Raw genomic sequence first — 16750 nt, forward strand, 5'->3', positions numbered from 1 at the left:
TCAGATCCAGCCCTGGAGCTCGCGCAGCACCAGGGTGCGGATCACGTCCATGCCCGGGTCGCTGTCGTTGAGGCAGGGAATCGCAGAAAACTGCTCGCCACCATTGTGCTTGAAGATCTCGGCGTTCTCCTGCGCGATCTCCTCGAGCGTCTCCAGGCAGTCGGCGGCAAAGCCCGGCGTCACCACCGCGAGGCTGCGCACGCCTTCCTTCGCGAGCCGCTCCATGGTCTTGTCGGTGTAAGGCTGGAGCCACTCGGCATTGCCGAAGCGCGACTGGAAGGTCAGCAGCAGTTTGGTCTCGTCCATGCCGAGCCGGCGGCGCAGTGCCGCCCTGGTGGCGATGCAGTGCTGCTGATAGGGGTCGCCCTTGTCGACATAGGATTTCGGCATGCCGTGGAACGACGCCACGATCAGCTCCGGCTTGAAGGACAGCGTCGCCAGATGCGTCTCGATCGAGACGGCAAGCGCCTCGATATAGGCCGCGTCCTCGTAATAAGGCGGCGTCACCCGCAACGTCGGCTGGTTACGCAAACGAGCGAGCACGCGGAACACTTCGTCGCAGACCGTCGCCGAGGTCGAGGCGGAATATTGCGGATAGAGCGGGACCGCCAGGATGCGCTCGCAGCCTTTCGCGATCAGTGCGTCGATGCCCGACTTGATCGAGGGATTGCCGTAGCGCATCGCCCAGTCGACCACGACGTGGGCACGGTCCGACAGGGCGGCGGCGAGCTTGTCGCTCTGCGACCGTGTGATGGTCTTCAGTGGCGACTCGTTCTTCTCGGTGTTCCAGATCTTCTGGTAGTCGAGCGCCTTGGTGCGGGGGCGGCTGCGCAGGATGATCCCGTTCAGCACGAACTTCCAGACCAGGCCCTGGTCCTCGATGACGCGGGCGTCCGAGAGGAACTCCTTCAGGTACACCCGCACGCCCGGCGCATCGGCCGTGTCGGGCGTTCCGAGATTGATCAGGAGCACGCCAGCGCGCGGCAGGGCGGATTGGGCGGATTGGGCGGCCGGTCTCGCGGCCTCGATGGGGACGACACTGGTCATGGCTCTGTGGGTCGCGCGTTGGTCCGAACTTGTCAAGATGAGGCCGGTTTCGCTAGGGTCGCACCCAGGCGGGGGAGCGACGATGACACTCGCGGAATGGTGCGTCTTTGGAGCGCTGCTGCTCTATCTGTCGACGATCGGCTCGATCAAATGGATCAGGTTTCGCCGCTTCGACAATTCCCGGCCACGCGACCCCGCCTTCTACGAGGACGCGCTCTCGCAGCGCGCGCTCGGCGCGCACCAGAACGGCATCGAGACCTTCCCGTTCTTCGCCTTCGCGGTGCTGCTCGCCGAATTCAGGGATTCGCCGCAGCGGCTGATCGACGAGCTCGCGGCACTTTTCCTCATCGTGCGCCTCGCTTATGTGCTGACCTATCTCGGCAACCGCCCGACGCTGCGCTCGATCCTCTGGAGCATCGGCTTTGCGATCAATCTCGGGATCTTCTTCATGCCGGCGCTGAAGCGGTTTCTGCCGGTGTGAGGTTTGCGACCGTAGCCCGGATGGAGCAAAGCGTAATCCGGGGTCTTCCACGGCGGCACTGTCCCGGATTGCGCTGCGCTCCATCCGGGCTACGAGACCTTCGCCTAGAAACACGTCGTCCGCTCGGCCGCGATGTAGCCGAACAACAGGCCCGCGCCAAACAGCAGCACGACGCCAGCAGCCGCGAATTCGATGCCGCGCATGAACAGCGCGCCGCCGCCGTCGCGCCCTGCGCTGAGGCGGGCGGCGATGTCCTTGGCGGAGACGGCGACGACCGCGATGGCCGCGACCGTGATCGCGGTGCCTAATCCCATCAGGAAGGTGGCGGCGATGCCGGCCCAGAACAGGCCCTGGGCGAGCGCGAACACCAGCACCAGGATCGCGCCGGAGCAGGGGCGGATGCCGACGGTCAGGATCGCAGCGAAGCCGCGCCGCCAGCCACCGGGGCCGGCGAGCTCGCTCGGCGTGGGGCCATGGGAATGACCGCAATGCTCGTCATGGACGTGGTCATGCCCGTGGTGGGCATGATCATGACCGTGGTGATGGTGATCATGACCGTGATCGTGATGATCGTGGGCATCGTGATGATGGTGATGACCGTGATCGTGATGATGCGGCACGCCGGCGATCGCCGGCACCGGCTGGGCCGCCTGCAGCGCCCGGATGAAAATGCGGCCCTTGACCCAGACGAGACGCAGCCCGAACAGCGCGATCAGGGCGTAACTCGCGATCTCGATCGCCCCTTCCGCCTTGCACATGGTCTTGGCCGTCGCATTCAGCACCCAGGCAGAAATGCCGACGATGAGGATCGCGACCAGCGACTGCATCAGGGCCGATGCAAACGACAGCGCGATGCCGCGCCGCGCGGTCTCGTGGTTGGCGACGAGATAGGAGGCGATCACCGCCTTGCCGTGGCCGGGGCCGGCGGCGTGGAAGATGCCGTAGGCAAACGAGATGAACAGCAGCGTCCACACCGCCGAGCCGTCGGACTTGGCGGCGCGAATGGTCGCCGACATCTGGCGATAGAATTCCGACTGTTTGGCCAGCAGCCAGCCGATGAGGCCGCTGGCCTCGGGCTGAGCCGCCTGCGCCGGGCGCGGCGCGCCAAAGGGGTTTTGCGCGAAGACATCGTGAAGCGCGGCATCAGCCACACCTATGACGAGGAAGACGGCGGCGCAGACCAGAAGCCCGCGGGTGAGCGGAGAGCGAAGACGACCGATCAAGGGCAATCCACCGTGATCTTGTTGGCGAACATCATGCCGAAATTCGAGTTCTCGCCGTTCATGAAGGTCTGCTCGTTGAGCTTCTGCGCGCTCGCGGTGCCGTCGCTCGGGCGCTCCAGCTTCATCTGGCAGCCGGCGGGCGCGCCCACCAGTTTCACCGGGCTTTCCTTGGCCATCTGGAAGTCGATGAAGAAAGAGCGGTCGAACACTTCGAGCACCAGCTGCTTGGACTTGACCGGGTTCTTCAGCGGCAGCGTGAAGTGCAGGGTCAGGACCGTATCCTTGTAGTCGAGGAAATAGTCGACCGGCTCCTGGAATCGCTCCTTCTTGCCGTCCGCTCGCGCGAAGGTGAAGTAGGCGTATTCCTTGAGCGACTCGACGTTGGTCTGCGCCAGCGGCCCGAGCTCCTCGCGCGTATAGGCCCCCTTGGTCTTGCTCTCGAGCCCCTGCACCGCATAGGACGAGAACATGTCATCAAACGTCCAGGCGTGGCGGACGCCGGTGATGGAGCCGTCGGCCGCGTAGAGCAGCTCGCTGGTCGCGGTGATCCAGACATGCGGATGGGCCTGCGCCGTGCCTGCCGCGAGCGACAGGCCGGCGGCAAGCAGCGATCCGAACAGGGCGCGCATGCCCATCAGGCCGCCTTCGCGTCGTCGAGCAGGCCGCGCCGGCGCAGCAGCGCGTCGGGCTCCGGCGGGCGGCCGCGGAACGCCTCATAGGCGGCCTCGGGATCGACCGATCCGCCCGAGGCGTAGATGTCGTCGTGCAGACGCTTGGCGACGGCGGGATCGAAGATGTCGCCGGCCTCCTCGAAGGCGCCGAAGGCGTCGGCGTCCATCACCTCCGACCACATGTAGCTGTAATAGCCGGCGGCATAATGGTCGCCGGTGAAGATGTGACCGAACTGGGTGGGCCGGTGACGCAGCGCGATCTCCTCGGGCATGCCGATCTTCTCCAGCTCCTTCTTTTCGAAGGCGCGGACGTCGCTGGCCGCTTCGGCCGGCTGGGTGTGGAATTCGAGATCGACCAGGGCCGAGGAGACGAATTCGACCGTGGCAAAGCCCTGGTTGAATTTTCGCGCGGCCAGGAACCGTTGCAACAGCTCGTCGGGCAGCGGCTCGCCGGTCTGGTAGTGACGGGCGAACTTCTGCAGCACCTCGGGCCGCTCCTGCCAGTGCTCGTAGAGCTGCGACGGCAGCTCGACGAAATCGGTGAACACGGAGGTGCCCGACAGCGACGGATAGGTCACGTTGGAGAGCATGCCGTGCAGGCCGTGGCCAAACTCGTGGAATAGGGTGCGGGCATCGTCGGGCGACAGCAGCGAAGGCTCGCCGCCGGCGCCCTTGGCAAAATTGCAGATATTGAGAACCAGCGGCGCAACATCGCCGTCGAGCTTCTGCTGGTCGCGCAGCGAGGTCATCCAGGCGCCGGAGCGCTTCGACGGCCGGGCGAAGTAGTCGCCATAGAACAGCGCCTTGTGCTTGCCATCGGGGCCCTTGACCTCCCAGACCCGGACGTCGGGATGCCAGACCGGAACGTCCTTGCGCTCCTCGAAGGTGATACCGAACAGGCGCGTGGCGCAGTCGAAGGCGGCGGCGATCATCTGGTCGAGCGACAGATACGGCTTGATCGCGGCATCGTCGAAATTGGCGCGCTGAAGGCGCAGCTTCTCGGCGTAGAAGCGCCAGTCCCAGGGAGCGAGCTTGAAATTGCCGCCCTCTTCCGTGATCAGCGCCTGCATGTCGTCGCGGTCGGCGAGCGCCCGCGCTCTGGCCGGCTTCCAGACCCGCTCCAAAAGGCTCCGGACCGCATCCGGCGTCTTGGCCATGGAGTCCTCCAGCCGGTAAGCGGCGAAGGTCGGATAGCCCAGCAGCTTGGCGCTCTCTTCGCGCAGCTTGAGGACCTCGACGATGGTTCCATTGTTGTCGTTGGCATTGCCGTTGTCGCCCCGCGCGGTGAAAGCCTTGTAGACCTTCTCGCGCAGATCACGCCGGGCGGAGCTCTTCAGGAACTGTTCGACCGAGGAGCGCGACAGCGTGACGATGGCCTTGCCTTCCATGCCGCGCTCTTCTGCCGCAGCCTTGGCGCTGGCGACGAAGCTCTCCGGCAGGCCCTGGCGGTCGGCCTCTCCCAGCTCCATGACCCAGTCCTGCTCATCGCCGAGCAGATGATGGCTGAAGCTGGTGCCGAGTTGGGCGAGCCGCTCGTTGATCTCCGCCATCCGCATCTTGGCCTCCTCGGAGAGGCCGGCGCCGGCGCGGTGGAAGCGGGTGTAGGTGCGCTCCAGCAGGCGAAGCTGCTCCGGAGCCAGGTCCAGATTGGCGCGGTTCTCGTGCAGCTGGGCGATGCGGCCGAACAGCACGGCGTTCATCATGATCGGATTCCAGTGCCGTGCCATCCGCAGAGAGACCTCCTTGTCGATCTCCAGGATGGCCGGGTTGGAATGCGCCGAGACGAGGTCGTAGAACACGGCCGCGACCTTGCTCAGCAGCTTGCCCGAGCGCTCCAGCGCCGTGATGGTGTTGGCGAAGTCGACCGCCGCCGGATCGTTGGTGATCGCCGCGATCTCGGCGGAGTGGTCGGCGAAGGCCTGCTCGAAGGCCGGCAGGAAGTGCTCGGGCTTGATCTCGTCGAACGGCGGGGTCGCAAACGGCGTCACCCAGGCCTTCAGCAGCGGGTTGGTCTCGGAGTCCGTAATTTGGCGGGGTTCTGACATCACAAGTCCCGATTTCGTGGCTCAATTGTTGCGGCCAGCTATAGCACGCGATAGGGCTTTTTTGGGCCATTTGGCCTTGCTCCCGGCCGCCTTTTCGGGGAGATTGCGGCCCTTGAAGACTAGGGATCCCTGAGCCCATGAACGCGCCTTCCTCCTCGTCCCGCCAGATCGCCTGGCCAAGCGTCATCACCGTCATCAGCGCCGCCATCCTGATCGGCGCGGAGGTGTTCGGCGCGGCCTTCGCCGGCGGCTGGGCGCTCGCGATCCTGTTCGGGCTTGGCGACCAGGGCACCCACATCCTGCAGGCCGTGCTGTTCGCGCTCGGTGTGCTCGTGATGACCGCGTTCATCCGCGCGGCCCAGCGTGTCGAGCCCTTCACGAAGCGCCGCTGACGCTTCGCGCGCGAGAGACGCGCGCGCTGCCACAGAAAACTTAACGCGTGTTCATCTTCCGCGTCGCTCGCGCAACACCGCGCAAGCAGATGTTAGGCAATTCTGTTCTCAGCCTAAAAAAATTCTTGCGAAGCTGATTCAAAACGCTTATGTGCGCTCTTGCCCAATTTCGCACGTGCCTGTGGTCGCGTGTCAGTCGGTAGGTATCCGGACAAGAGGCCGGACAGCCGCCAAGGGGTGAAGAAGCCGAGGGGCTCTTCGGAAGTGCGGAAGTCGGAAGACTGAAGGTCGCAAGGCCTGAAGGTCGGACGAGGAAGCAAACCCGGAGCGTCCAGCATCTCTCTCAAAGAGATGCCTTGTCGAAGGTGACTTCGCTCTTTGCAACCGTGACTGGCAGCCGGAGGCGAACCGGCGCACCCCGCTCTCAACGGGGGACGCGACTTAAAGCAACGACGGATCGGGCTTTTTTGGTCTCTACCGGCATTCCAACGCCGGCGCGGGCTACTGAAAAGGCTTGTCCTTCATTGCCAGGTGTGCGGGCGGGAAATTCCCAACCAATCCACGGCAGCACAATTCGGTCTAGGGGTCTTTGCCCTGTCGCGTCTCCATCGTGCGGCAGCGGCGTAGCACCCTCGTCCGAGAACCACTTTGAACGAGCTCCGTCGCTGGGGCCGCTTTGGAGAGTGCTATGACCGAACGTATCCAGGAATTCCTGCGCAACCGCCGCAAGGATGGCCTCGACACCGAGCCGTGCCTCGTCGTCGACCTCGAGGTCGTGCGCGACAATTACCAGACCTTCGCCAAGGCGCTGCCCGACAGCCGCGTGTTCTACGCCGTCAAGGCGAACCCGGCGCCGGAAGTGCTCGCGCTGCTGGCATCCATGGGCTCCTGCTTCGACACCGCGACGGTCGCCGAGATCGAGATGGCGCTGGCCGCGGGTGCGACGCCCGACCGCATCTCCTTCGGCAACACGATCAAGAAGGAGCGCGACATCGCGCGCGCCTTCGCGCTCGGCATCCGGCTTTTCGCCGTGGATTGCGCCGCCGAGGTCGAGAAGGTCGCCCGTGCCGCCCCCGGCGCGAAGGTGTTCTGCCGCATCCTCTATGATTGCGCCGGCGCCGAGTGGCCGTTGTCGCGCAAGTTCGGCTGCGACCCGGAAATGGCCGTCGAGGTGCTCGACGTTGCCAAGCGCCTGGGCTTGGAGCCGTGCGGCATCTCGTTCCATGTCGGCTCGCAGCAACGCAAGGTGAAGGCGTGGGACCGTGCGCTGGCGATGGCCTCGCAGGTGTTCCGCGACTGCGCCGAGCGCGGCATCAACCTGTCCATGGTCAACATGGGCGGCGGCTTTCCGACCAAGTACCTGAAGGACGTGCCGCCGGTCGTGACCTACGGCCGCTCGATCTTCCGCGCGCTGCGCAAGCACTTCGGCAACCAGATTCCGGAGACCATCATCGAGCCGGGCCGCGGCATGGTGGGCAACGCCGGCATCATCGAATCCGAGGTCGTGCTCATCTCGAAGAAGAGCGACGAGGACGAGGTGCGCTGGGTCTACCTGGACATCGGCAAGTTCGGCGGTCTCGCCGAGACGATGGACGAGTCGATCCGCTACGCCATCCGTACCCGTCACGACGGCGCGGACATGACGCCGTGCGTGCTCGCGGGTCCGACCTGCGACAGCGCCGACGTGCTGTACGAGAAGAGCCCGTATCCGCTCCCCGTCACGCTCGAGATCGGCGACAAGGTGCTGATCGAAGGCACCGGGGCCTATACGTCGACCTACTCGTCGGTGGCGTTCAACGGCATCCCGCCGCTGCGGACGTACCATATCTGATCCGCCTCTTTCTCTGAGGCCTGACGAACCCGGGAGCCGGATTGCCGGCTCCTCCCTGACAGTTCGATCTGACGACGTCTTGGACAGGCGTGCTGTGCGCACGCCGGTTCAAGCGGGGACTGACGCGCCATGACTGCTTTTCGGAAGCCACAGATCGCCCTCACCTCGAAAGCCGCTCCGTTCGTGATCCGCGCGGAGCGTGCTGCCGACGTCGCCGCCCGTGAAGCGCTGCTCGATGCCTGCTTTGGCGAGAACCGCCACGGCCGCACCTGCCAGCGCCTGCGCGACGGACGCGCGCCCGCCACAGGCCTTGCCCTGTCGGCGGTGCGCGAGGGCAAGCTCGTGGGAACCGTGCGGCTGTGGCACGTCAGCGCCGGAGGCAGGCCTGCTCTGGTCCTCGGACCGCTGGCGGTTGACCCTGCCTGCCGCGAGCTCGGGATCGGCGCCGCGCTGATGCATCAAGCGCTGGCCGCCGCCCGGGCGCGCGGGCATGAAGCCGTCATCCTGCTCGGCGATGCCCCCTATTATGCCCGCTTCGGCTTCTCGGGCGAGAAGACCGGCGCGCTGGCGCTGCCCGGCCCGTTCGAGCGCGACCGGCTGCTCGCGATCGAATTCCAGGCGGGTGCGCTCGATGGCGCCGAGGGGATGATTGTCCCGACCGGCGCGCCCCTGTCCAAACGGAGGGTCCTTCGCGCCCTCCATGCGCACGCGGCCTGAGGGATTGCCATGATGGCGACGACCGAAGCCGCGTAAAGCGGCAACGCCCGGCTGCGCCCGTCCTGACGCCCGCTCTTTCGGGGTTGCGCAGGCCCGGGAAACGCCCTTTAACCCCGCGAAACACCCCTTTCAGTCGAGGTCCGAAACATGTCCCGTCGCCTCATTTCCACCGGCTCTCCCCTCGAGAAGACCGTCGGCTACAGCCGCGCCGTGATCGACGGCGATTTCGCCTTCGTCGCGGGAACCACGGGCTATGACTACACCACGATGACGATGCCGGCTGATGTCACGAGCCAGTCACGCAACTGCTTCAAGACCATCGAAGCTGCCCTGAAAGAGGGCGGATTCGAGATGGCCGATATTGTCCGTGCGACCTACTACGTCACCGACGCCAGCTACATCGACGCCCACTTCGCCGTCTGCGGCGAGGTCCTCGGTGACATCAGGCCGGCGGCGACGTTGCTGGTCGTCAGCGCCCTCGCCAAGCCCGAGATGAAGGTCGAGATCGAAGTCACCGCCAAGCGCCGCAGCATCTGACACGCGCTGCAGCGCCTGATCCACCCCTCACCATTTGTTTGCCAGCACGTTCCGGAGAAAACCATCCCATGAGCCCCGCCTCGCAGATCTACGCGAAGATCACCGGTCCCATCGTCATGGTCGGCTTCGGCTCCATCGGCAAAGGCACGTTGCCGCTGATCGAGCGGCATCTCGACTACGACAAGTCCCGCGTCACCGTGATTGATCCCAAGGACGAGGGCCGCAAGGCGCATTGCGAAAAGCACAATGTGCGCTTCATCCAGAAGGCCGTGACCCGGGACAATTACCGCGAGTTGCTGACCCCGCTGCTGACCGAAGGCGGCGGCCAGGGCTTTTGCGTCAATCTATCGGTCGACACCGGCTCCACCGACATCATGGAGCTCTGCAACGAGCTCGGCGCGCTCTACATCGACACCGTCAACGAGCCCTGGCTGGGCTTCTATTTCGACTCCTCGAAGGGTCCGGAAGCGCGCTCCAATTACGCCCTGCGCGAAGCCACGCTGGCGGCCAAGCGCGCGCGTCCCGCGGGCTCGACCACGGCGGTCTCCTGCTGCGGCGCCAATCCCGGTATGGTCTCCTTTTTCGTCAAGCAGGCGCTCCTCAACGTCGCCGCCGATCTCAAGCTCAATGCCCCCAAGCCGAAGACCAAGGCCGAATGGGCGGATTTGATGCGGCAGGCCGGCATCAAGGGCATTCACATTGCCGAACGCGACACCCAGCGCTCGAAGAAGCCGAAAGAGCCCGACGTGTTCGTCAACACCTGGTCGGTCGAAGGCTTCCTGTCGGAAGGCGTGCAGCCGTCAGAGCTCGGCTGGGGCACCCATGAAAAATGGATGCCCGAGAACGCGCGGACCCACGAAGCCGGCTGCGGCGCGGCCATCTACCTGATGCAGCCCGGCGCCAACACGCGCGTGCGCACCTGGTGCCCGACCCGCGGCGCGCAATATGGCTTCCTCGTCACCCATAACGAGTCGATCTCGATCGCCGATTACTTCACGGTGCGCGACGCATCGGGCAAGGCGATCTACCGGCCGACCTGCCACTATGCCTATCATCCGGCCGACGATGCCGTGCTGTCGCTGCACGAGATGTTCGGCCGCGCCGCCAAGATGCAGGAGAAGCACCACATCCTCGACGAGAACGAGATCGTCGACGGCATCGACGAGCTCGGCGTGCTCCTGTTCGGCCACGACAACAATGCCTACTGGTACGGCTCGCAGCTCTCCATCGAGGAGACCCGCAAGCTCGCGCCCTACCAGAACGCCACCGGCCTGCAGGTGACTTCCGCCGTGCTCGGCGGCATGGTGTGGGCGCTGGAGAACCCGAAGGAAGGCATCGTCGAAGCCGACGAGATGGATTTCGATCGCCTGCTGGAAATCCAGCTGCCCTATCTCGGCCCAGTGAAGGGGTTCTACACCGACTGGACGCCGCTGACGGATCGTCCGGGACTGTTCCCGGAAGACATCGACACCAGCGATCCCTGGCAGTTCAAGAACATTCTCGTGCGGTGAGGGGCGCGGGCTTCGGCCCCACCACAGCTGTCATGCCCCGCGAAGGCGGGGCATCCAGTACGCCGCGGCGTCTCGGTTCAATCACTACGGTCTCTGAAATACTGGATCGTCCGCCTTCGCGGACGATGACACCGTTGGTCTATCAGACAGCTACTTCTTCTCGATCGGCGGCGCGATCTTCTCGGCCGGTGCCGGCGGCAGTGCCGGCTTGGTCGCCGCGCCTTGTGTCTGCGGCTCAGGCCGCGCCGGCTCGGGGGCCGGCGTGGTCGGCCGGTCGCCGCCCGGCTTGGCTTCCGCGGGCACCTTGCTCTGCTCGTCAGAGGGCGTGCCCTGAAGCGGCGGTGTCGCCTGCGCCAGTTGCATCCGGCTCTCGGCGCGGATCTGCGCGATCGATATGCCCGATATAACGACACCTGCTGCGAACAGCGAACAGGCGATCAGAAGGTCGAGTTTCAGTCTGCGCTTGTCATTGACTGTCATGTCGATCACCGCCTTTGTCCGCGGGATCAACGAAATTGCCCGACCGGGGTTCCGTTCCCGGCGAGGGGGAACTGCAGCCTGCGCGCCAAAACGCCGCGCTCACTCCGTCGTGCTGACTTCCCACGTCGCGTGGCGGACGCCGGGCAGATGCTGGAGATCGGTCGCCGCCGCGTTCAGCTCGTTCGGGTCGACCGCGCTGGCGACCAGCTTGGCGACAATCTCCAGCATATCCTCGCCGAGCTCGACGACCTCGATACCCGCCACCGGATATTTCGCACCTTCGAGCTTGTCGACGAGGCGGTCGCGCATGTCGGGCAGTGCGTCGGCGGCGACCGCGAGCTTGAAATAATAGGTCGCCTCCAGCGCCTTCTCGTTCAGCGGGATGCGGTTGATGGCGTTGACCAGGGGGCGCAGCATGGTGTTGCCGGCGATGACGAAGACGGTCAGCGCCGCCGCCTGCGCGATCATGTCGGCACCGGCGCAGGAGCCGACAGCGGCCGAAGCCCATAGCGTCGCAGCGGTGTTGAGCCCGCGCACGTCCATACCTTGCTTCATGATGACACCGGCGCCGAGGAAGCCGATGCCCGAGACGACATAGGCGATGACCCGCACCGCGCCATCGGCGCCGTCCAGCTGCATGGCGAGATCGACGAAGGCGGCCGCGCCGACTGCGACCAGCACATTGGTGCGCAGGCCCGCGGTACGCTGGCGATATTGCCGCTCGGCACCGATCAGCGTGCCCAGCACGAAGGCCGTAGTCAGGCTGATTAGCGTGTCGAGGAAATCAGCAAGCTGGAAGGTCGTCAGAAATCGCATGAATGTCAGCTGCCGTAGGGTGGGCAAAGCGAAGCGTGCCCACGGCTCCCGTCAATGCAAAAAGATCGTGGGCACGGCGCAAGAGCGCCTTTGCCCACCCTACGGCCTAAAGGATGACAGTTTAAAGCTCCAGCATTCCGCCGTCCCCATTTTCATCGGCGAAAGCGAGCAGCGTGCCTTTCGCATTCCAGGCGAGCGCGGCCACGGGCGGCGTGCCGTTGCGGCGGACCAGGATCTCGGCGCCATCCTCCAGCCGCACCATCAGCACGGTGCCGTCGCTGTAGCCGGCGGCGAGGATGTCGTTCTTCGGATGGCAGGCGACCACCGACACCCGCGCCTGCAGTGGCGCGAGCATCGCGGGCTCCTTGCCCATCGGACCGTCCTTGCTGGCGAACGGCCAAATGATGACGGTGTCGGCGCCCGAGGTCGCGAGCCCCTTGCCGCCCGCGCTCCAGGACATCGAGCGGACGCGGCCGGGATAGCCGGTCATCCGCATATGCCTGTTGTCGGCAAGCCGCCAGCCATGCAGCGCCGCCTCGTGCATGGTGGTGACCAGGAATTTGTTGTCCGGGCTGAAAGTGACGCCGAGATGCGAGCCGGCCCAGGGCAGGAATTCGGCTGATCCCGCCATGTTCGGAAACCACAGCGTCGCGCCATTGTAATGGGCGATTGCGAGCCGGAGTCCCTTGGGCGCGAACGCAAGCCCACCGACGGTCGAGGGCACCTCGAGCGACTTCTCTTCGATCTTGCCGCTCTTGACGAAAGCCGTCTTGCCGGCCGACCAGGCGTAGGATCCGTCCGCATGCAGCGCCACCGCATCGATCCAGCGTCGCTTGGGATCGGTGGCGAGCAGCGTCACCTCGCCCTTGGCGTCGAGCGAGACGACCTTGCCGTCGTCGCCCCCCATCACGAGGCGCTTGCCATCGCAGGCGGTGGAGAGAATGCCGCCGCTGTGAACAGTGACCGTGCTGATCTCACCCTTGTCATCGACGAACGCGACATTCTCCTCGCCGCCGACGAAGGCGGCGCGATCCCTGAGGAAATGCACCGAGGTCACGCCCATGCCGAGCGTAACCGGCTTGACGCGATCGGTGACGGAGACGATCGAGGCGGAATCGGGGGCCGGCGAAAACTCTTTCATCACGAGACGATGCAGCTCTCAAAACCCTTGCGGATGGCCTCTTCCGGCAATTCGCGGCCGATGAAGACGAGGCGGCTCTCGCGCGGCTCGCCCTCCTTCCACTTTCGCTGGTGGTCACCCTCCAGCATCATGTGGACGCCCTGGAAGACGTAGCGATCGTCGTCGTCGTGGAAGGCGAGGATGCCCTTGGAGCGCAGGATCTTGCCGCCTTCGACCTGCACCAAATTCTGCAGCCAGGGCATGAACACATTCGGATCGAGCGGCTTGTCGGTCTTGAGCGACAGCGACTGCATGTCCTCGTCGTGATAGTGCTTCAGGCCGTGACCGTGATCATGGTGGTGATGATCGTGGCCGTGATGGTGGTGATCATGGTCGTGGTCATGATCGTCGGCCTCCAGGAAGTCCGGCTCGATGTCGAGGATGCGGTCGAGATCGAAGGCGCCGCGGTCGAGCACGTCGGCCAGGGCCACCGAGCAGCGCTCGGTGCGGTGGAGTTTCGCATAGGGATTGATGCCGCGGATGCGGGCTTCGACCTCGGCAAGCTCGCCCTTGCTGACGAGATCGGTCTTGTTCAGCACGATGACGTCGGCAAAGGCGATCTGGTTCTTGGCCTCGGGCGCGTCCTTGAGCCGATCGGACAGCCATTTGGCGTCGGCCACCGTGACCACGGCATCGAGCCGCGCATTCTTCTGCACGTCCTCGTCGACGAAGAAGGTCTGGGCGACCGGCGCCGGATCGGCAAGGCCGGTGGTCTCGACGATGATGGCGTCGAACTTGCCCTTGCGCTTCATCAGGCCGTCCATGATGCGCACGAGGTCACCGCGCACGGTGCAGCAGATGCAGCCATTGTTCATCTCGAACACTTCCTCATCGGCGCCGATGATGAGGTCGTTGTCGATGCCGATCTCGCCGAATTCGTTGACGATGACGGCGTATTTCTTGCCGTGATTCTCCGACAGGATGCGGTTCAGGAGCGTGGTCTTGCCGGCACCGAGATAGCCGGTCAGGACGGTCACGGGAATTTTCTGAGAGGTCGCTTCAGACATAACAACTCCGGACTTCGGGCTTTTCGCGCGACGCGAGGCGGGGTGGCCCCTGCCCTAGTGGTCAAGCGCGCTGGTCAGCGCCTTTATATTGTGCCTGACCATATCAATGTAAGTGGGTGCAGGCCCCTTTTCGCCGGTCAAACCGTCCGAAATCAGGGTCCCGCCGACTTTTGAGCCGGTCTCGGCCGCGATCCGCCGGATCAGCCGGTCGTCGCTGATATTTTCCAGAAACACGGCCGGTATTTTTTGTGCCTTGATCTGGCCGATGATGGCCGCGATGTCGCGTGCGCTCGGCTCGGTTTCGGTGGAGACCCCCAGGGGGGCGATGAACTGGATACCGTATTCGGCGGAAAAATAGCCGAAGGCGTCATGGGTCGAGATCACCTTGCGCCGCTCCGGCGGGATTTTCGCCACGGCCTCGCGGACCTCGCGGTCGAGCGTTTCGAGCTTTTCCAGATAGGCTTTTGCCTGGACCCGGAAGAACTCCGCATCATCCGGGGCGGCCGCCGCCAGCGCATTGGCAATATCGGTCACGTAGACCTTGGCGTTGGGGACCGACTGCCAGGCGTGGGGGTCGGCGGCCGAACCGAGCTTCAGCGGCACGATGCCGGCGCTCGCGGTGACCACCACGGCCTTGCTCCCTGCGGACTGCACGAGACGCGGCAGCCAGCCCTCCAGCCCGAGCCCATTGACGATGACGAGCTTCGCCTCCGCGACCCGCTTCGCATCGGCTGGCGCCGGCGTATAGACGTGGACGTCGCTGTCGGGGCCGACCAGCGTCGTAACGTTGGCCCGATCTCCCCCGACGTTACGGACGAAGTCGCCGAGGATCGAGAAGCTCGCAATGACGTTGAGCCGTTCCGCGGCCTGCAACGGCGAGGCGATGGTCAGCAAGGCAAGGAACAGAAGGAAGCGCATCGCCCGTCACGCTTCCAGATGCCGGCCGGGAAACATCTGCCGGACGATGCCGCCGACGCGGCCGAACAGCACGGAGGCGATGTAGAGCACCGTCGCCACGAGAATGACCGCAGGGCCGGACGGCACGCGGGTCTGGAACGACAGCACGAGGCCGGCATAGCCGGAAGCCGCGGCAGCGACCACCGCGATGCAGATCATGACGGTGAGATCGCGTGACCAGAACCGCGCGATACCCGCCGGCAGGATCATCAGGCCGACCGCAAGCAGCGTGCCAAGGGCCTGAAAGCCATTGACGAGGTTGATCACGACCAGCGCCAGGAAGGCGAGATGCGCGGGACCGCCGGCGCGGCTGACTGTGCGCAAGAACAAGGGATCGACGCTCTCGATCACCAGCGGGCGGTAGATCACGGCGAGCACCAGCAGCGTCACGGTGGCGTTGAAGGCCACCACCAGCAGGGTCTGGTCGTCCATCGCGAGGATGTTGCCGAACAGCACGTGGAGCAGGTCGATATTGGTGCCCTTGATCGAGACGATGGTGACGCCGAGCGCCAGCGAGGCCAGATAGAAGGTCGCGAGCGAGGCGTCCTCCTTCAGCCCGGTCGAGCGCGCGACGACGCCGGCGAGGATCGCGACGGCAAAGCCTGCGATCAGCCCGCCGGCCGTCATCGCGAACAGATTGAGCCCGGAGAGCAGGAAGCCGACCGCCGCGCCGGGCAGAATCGCATGCGCCATGGCATCGCCGACGAGGCTCATCCGCCGCAGCATCAGGAAGACGCCGATCGGCGCACCGGCCAGCGACAATGCGATCACGGCGGCCAGCGCCCGCCGCATGAACTCGAATTCGGTGAAGGGACCGATCAGCGTGTCGTAGAGCATCGGTGATCACGCCGCCCGCGAGCTGGTATCGTCGGCGGCGCAGGCCGCGGCGCTGTCGTCGAACGCCTCGCACATCCGCATCGCCACCAGCAGGTTTTCCGGCGTCAGAACCTCCACTGTCGGTCCCCACGCCACGGGGCCTCGCGCCAGCACCAGCGTCTCGGTGAAATGGTTGCGCACCATCTCCATGTCGTGCAGCGCGGCGAGCACGGTGCGGCCCTCGCCATGCCAGTGCTTGACCAGCGCGAGCAGGTCGGTCGTGGTCTTGCTGTCAATGGCGTTGAAGGGCTCGTCCAGCACGATCAGGCTTGCGTCCTGGAGCAACACGCGCGCGAACAGCACGCGCTGCATCTGGCCACCCGAGAGCGTACCGATCGGGCGGTTCTCGAAGCCATTGAGGCCGACGGAGGCGATCGCGCGCAAGATCTTCCCGCGCGCCGCCTTGCCGATACCGCCGAACAAGCCGGTCCCGCGCCACAGCCCGGTGCCGACGAAGTCGAACACCGAGATCGGGAAGCTGCGGTCGATCTCCGCGCTCTGCGGCAGATAGGCGATATCGCGAGAGTCGAGCCCGCCGAGATGGATGCTGCCGTCGAGCGGCCGGAGGATGCCGACGATGCCGCGCAGCAGGGTCGACTTGCCGGCGCCATTCGGGCCGATCACGGCGACCAGCGCGCCCCGCGCAACCTCACCGTTGAGATGGTGCACGGCCGGATGCCGGTCATAGCCGAGCGTGACATTGTGGAAGTGCAGCGCCGCCATGGTCACCTCATCGCCAGGAAGACCACGCCCCAGAGCACGGCACAGACGGCGAGCGCGGCCAGAAGGCGCGCGGCCATGGTCATGCGCAGGATCGACCAGGGCGCCGCCTGGGCCGGATGCGGCGAGGCCGCGTCGTGGACATGGGCGTGGGTGTGGTCGTGCCCATGCGAATGCGCGTGGTCATGAGAATGGCCATGGGCATGGTCGTGATGGTGGGCGTGGGACGCGGCGGGAACCATTTCGGAACGTTATATTA

General features: G+C 65.3%; 18 protein-coding genes. 6 read left to right on the top strand and 12 right to left on the bottom strand.

Translation table 11 applies throughout. From position 1 onward, the window contains the following. Complete coding sequence (gene hemH, locus A3AS_RS0103290; protein WP_018316179.1) at window positions 1-1047, bottom strand: ferrochelatase; 1047 nt, start codon at window positions 1045-1047, stop codon at window positions 1-3. A gap of 82 nt (window positions 1048-1129) precedes the next feature. On the opposite strand from hemH, the gene A3AS_RS0103295 reads away from it, so the two are divergent. Further along, on the top strand, window positions 1130-1528 hold the full coding sequence (locus tag A3AS_RS0103295; RefSeq protein ID WP_018316180.1) for an MAPEG family protein: 399 nt from the start codon (window positions 1130-1132) through the stop codon (window positions 1526-1528). Window positions 1529-1632: 104 nt separating this feature from the next. Here A3AS_RS0103295 and A3AS_RS0103300 read toward each other — a convergent pair whose 3' ends face one another. Genes A3AS_RS0103300 through A3AS_RS0103310 form a run of 3 tightly spaced genes read right to left on the bottom strand, consistent with a single transcriptional unit; the run spans window position 1633 to window position 5467 of the window. Continuing rightward, window positions 1633-2757: a nickel/cobalt transporter gene (locus A3AS_RS0103300; RefSeq protein WP_018316181.1), complete on the bottom strand. Its 1125-nt coding sequence runs from the start codon at window positions 2755-2757 to the stop codon at window positions 1633-1635. Continuing rightward, window positions 2748-3386 (bottom strand): DUF1007 family protein, encoded by a 639-nt coding sequence (locus A3AS_RS0103305; protein ID WP_018316182.1) that lies wholly within the window; start codon window positions 3384-3386, stop codon window positions 2748-2750. Before A3AS_RS0103305 ends, A3AS_RS0103300 begins: the two co-directional genes overlap by 10 nt. Continuing rightward, a complete protein-coding gene (locus A3AS_RS0103310; protein ID WP_018316183.1) occupies window positions 3386-5467 on the bottom strand; it encodes a M3 family metallopeptidase in 2082 nt (693 codons plus the stop codon). Before A3AS_RS0103310 ends, A3AS_RS0103305 begins: the two co-directional genes overlap by 1 nt. Before the next feature lie 137 nt (window positions 5468-5604). Here A3AS_RS0103310 and A3AS_RS0103315 point away from each other — a divergent pair, with 137 nt between their 5' ends. The 5 genes from A3AS_RS0103315 (at window position 5605) to A3AS_RS0103335 (ending at window position 10455) form a co-directional block, all read left to right on the top strand. Continuing rightward, window positions 5605-5859, top strand: coding sequence for a hypothetical protein (locus tag A3AS_RS0103315; RefSeq protein ID WP_018316184.1), 255 nt, complete (start codon window positions 5605-5607; stop codon window positions 5857-5859). A 688-nt stretch (window positions 5860-6547) separates the two neighbouring features. Next, window positions 6548-7690 (top strand): type III PLP-dependent enzyme, encoded by a 1143-nt coding sequence (locus tag A3AS_RS0103320; RefSeq protein WP_018316185.1) that lies wholly within the window; start codon window positions 6548-6550, stop codon window positions 7688-7690. A 129-nt stretch (window positions 7691-7819) separates the two neighbouring features. Then, on the top strand, window positions 7820-8407 hold the full coding sequence (locus A3AS_RS0103325) for a GNAT family N-acetyltransferase (protein WP_018316186.1): 588 nt from the start codon (window positions 7820-7822) through the stop codon (window positions 8405-8407). Window positions 8408-8554: 147 nt separating this feature from the next. After that, complete coding sequence (locus A3AS_RS0103330) at window positions 8555-8944, top strand: RidA family protein (RefSeq protein ID WP_018316187.1); 390 nt, start codon at window positions 8555-8557, stop codon at window positions 8942-8944. Window positions 8945-9012: 68 nt separating this feature from the next. After that, window positions 9013-10455 carry a homospermidine synthase gene (locus tag A3AS_RS0103335; RefSeq protein WP_018316188.1) on the top strand — a complete coding sequence of 481 codons (1443 nt, stop codon included), beginning with the start codon at window positions 9013-9015 and terminating at the stop codon, window positions 10453-10455. A gap of 150 nt (window positions 10456-10605) precedes the next feature. Here the strand turns inward: A3AS_RS0103335 and A3AS_RS48135 are convergent, their stop codons facing one another. The 8 genes from A3AS_RS48135 to A3AS_RS0103375 all read right to left on the bottom strand — a co-directional run bounded on the left by A3AS_RS48135 (window position 10606) and on the right by A3AS_RS0103375 (window position 16733). After that, the gene (locus A3AS_RS48135) at window positions 10606-10935 is read right to left on the bottom strand and encodes a hypothetical protein (protein WP_026201622.1); all 330 of its coding nucleotides are present in this window, start codon (window positions 10933-10935) and stop codon (window positions 10606-10608) included. A gap of 99 nt (window positions 10936-11034) precedes the next feature. Then, window positions 11035-11751 carry an MgtC/SapB family protein gene (locus A3AS_RS0103345; protein WP_018316190.1) on the bottom strand — a complete coding sequence of 239 codons (717 nt, stop codon included), beginning with the start codon at window positions 11749-11751 and terminating at the stop codon, window positions 11035-11037. Window positions 11752-11872: 121 nt separating this feature from the next. Further along, window positions 11873-12892, bottom strand: a complete 1020-nt coding sequence (locus tag A3AS_RS0103350; RefSeq protein WP_026201623.1) for a WD40 repeat domain-containing protein — start codon at window positions 12890-12892, stop codon at window positions 11873-11875. After that, a complete protein-coding gene (locus tag A3AS_RS0103355) occupies window positions 12892-13938 on the bottom strand; it encodes a GTP-binding protein (RefSeq protein ID WP_018316192.1) in 1047 nt (348 codons plus the stop codon). Before A3AS_RS0103355 ends, A3AS_RS0103350 begins: the two co-directional genes overlap by 1 nt. Before the next feature lie 54 nt (window positions 13939-13992). Then, a complete protein-coding gene (locus tag A3AS_RS0103360; protein WP_018316193.1) occupies window positions 13993-14856 on the bottom strand; it encodes a metal ABC transporter solute-binding protein, Zn/Mn family in 864 nt (287 codons plus the stop codon). A gap of 6 nt (window positions 14857-14862) precedes the next feature. Then, entirely contained in the window at window positions 14863-15732 is an 870-nt protein-coding gene (locus A3AS_RS0103365; protein WP_018316194.1) for a metal ABC transporter permease, read from the bottom strand. 6 nt (window positions 15733-15738) lie between these two features. After that, window positions 15739-16494 (bottom strand): metal ABC transporter ATP-binding protein, encoded by a 756-nt coding sequence (locus A3AS_RS0103370; protein ID WP_020508612.1) that lies wholly within the window; start codon window positions 16492-16494, stop codon window positions 15739-15741. Between the two features lie 2 nt (window positions 16495-16496). Next, window positions 16497-16733: a hypothetical protein gene (locus A3AS_RS0103375; protein WP_018316196.1), complete on the bottom strand. Its 237-nt coding sequence runs from the start codon at window positions 16731-16733 to the stop codon at window positions 16497-16499. Between the last annotated feature and the right edge of the window lie 17 nt (window positions 16734-16750).

Origin of the sequence: Bradyrhizobium sp. WSM2793, from assembly GCF_000379585.1 — a bacterium.
Classification (GTDB): Bacteria; Pseudomonadota; Alphaproteobacteria; order Rhizobiales; family Xanthobacteraceae; genus Bradyrhizobium.

Coding starts and splice junctions, on each gene's coding strand:
- hemH (WP_018316179.1), bottom strand. CDS start 1,047: ATGACCAGTGTCGTCCCCATCGAGGCCGCGAGACCGGCCGCCCAATCC.
- A3AS_RS0103295 (WP_018316180.1), top strand. CDS start 1,130: ATGACACTCGCGGAATGGTGCGTCTTTGGAGCGCTGCTGCTCTATCTG.
- A3AS_RS0103305 (WP_018316182.1), bottom strand. CDS start 3,386: ATGGGCATGCGCGCCCTGTTCGGATCGCTGCTTGCCGCCGGCCTGTCG.
- A3AS_RS0103310 (WP_018316183.1), bottom strand. CDS start 5,467: ATGTCAGAACCCCGCCAAATTACGGACTCCGAGACCAACCCGCTGCTG.
- A3AS_RS0103315 (WP_018316184.1), top strand. CDS start 5,605: ATGAACGCGCCTTCCTCCTCGTCCCGCCAGATCGCCTGGCCAAGCGTC.
- A3AS_RS0103320 (WP_018316185.1), top strand. CDS start 6,548: ATGACCGAACGTATCCAGGAATTCCTGCGCAACCGCCGCAAGGATGGC.
- A3AS_RS0103325 (WP_018316186.1), top strand. CDS start 7,820: ATGACTGCTTTTCGGAAGCCACAGATCGCCCTCACCTCGAAAGCCGCT.
- A3AS_RS0103330 (WP_018316187.1), top strand. CDS start 8,555: ATGTCCCGTCGCCTCATTTCCACCGGCTCTCCCCTCGAGAAGACCGTC.
- A3AS_RS0103335 (WP_018316188.1), top strand. CDS start 9,013: ATGAGCCCCGCCTCGCAGATCTACGCGAAGATCACCGGTCCCATCGTC.
- A3AS_RS48135 (WP_026201622.1), bottom strand. CDS start 10,935: ATGACAGTCAATGACAAGCGCAGACTGAAACTCGACCTTCTGATCGCC.
- A3AS_RS0103345 (WP_018316190.1), bottom strand. CDS start 11,751: ATGCGATTTCTGACGACCTTCCAGCTTGCTGATTTCCTCGACACGCTA.
- A3AS_RS0103350 (WP_026201623.1), bottom strand. CDS start 12,892: ATGAAAGAGTTTTCGCCGGCCCCCGATTCCGCCTCGATCGTCTCCGTC.
- A3AS_RS0103355 (WP_018316192.1), bottom strand. CDS start 13,938: ATGTCTGAAGCGACCTCTCAGAAAATTCCCGTGACCGTCCTGACCGGC.
- A3AS_RS0103360 (WP_018316193.1), bottom strand. CDS start 14,856: ATGCGCTTCCTTCTGTTCCTTGCCTTGCTGACCATCGCCTCGCCGTTG.
- A3AS_RS0103365 (WP_018316194.1), bottom strand. CDS start 15,732: ATGCTCTACGACACGCTGATCGGTCCCTTCACCGAATTCGAGTTCATG.
- A3AS_RS0103370 (WP_020508612.1), bottom strand. CDS start 16,494: ATGGCGGCGCTGCACTTCCACAATGTCACGCTCGGCTATGACCGGCAT.
- A3AS_RS0103375 (WP_018316196.1), bottom strand. CDS start 16,733: ATGGTTCCCGCCGCGTCCCACGCCCACCATCACGACCATGCCCATGGC.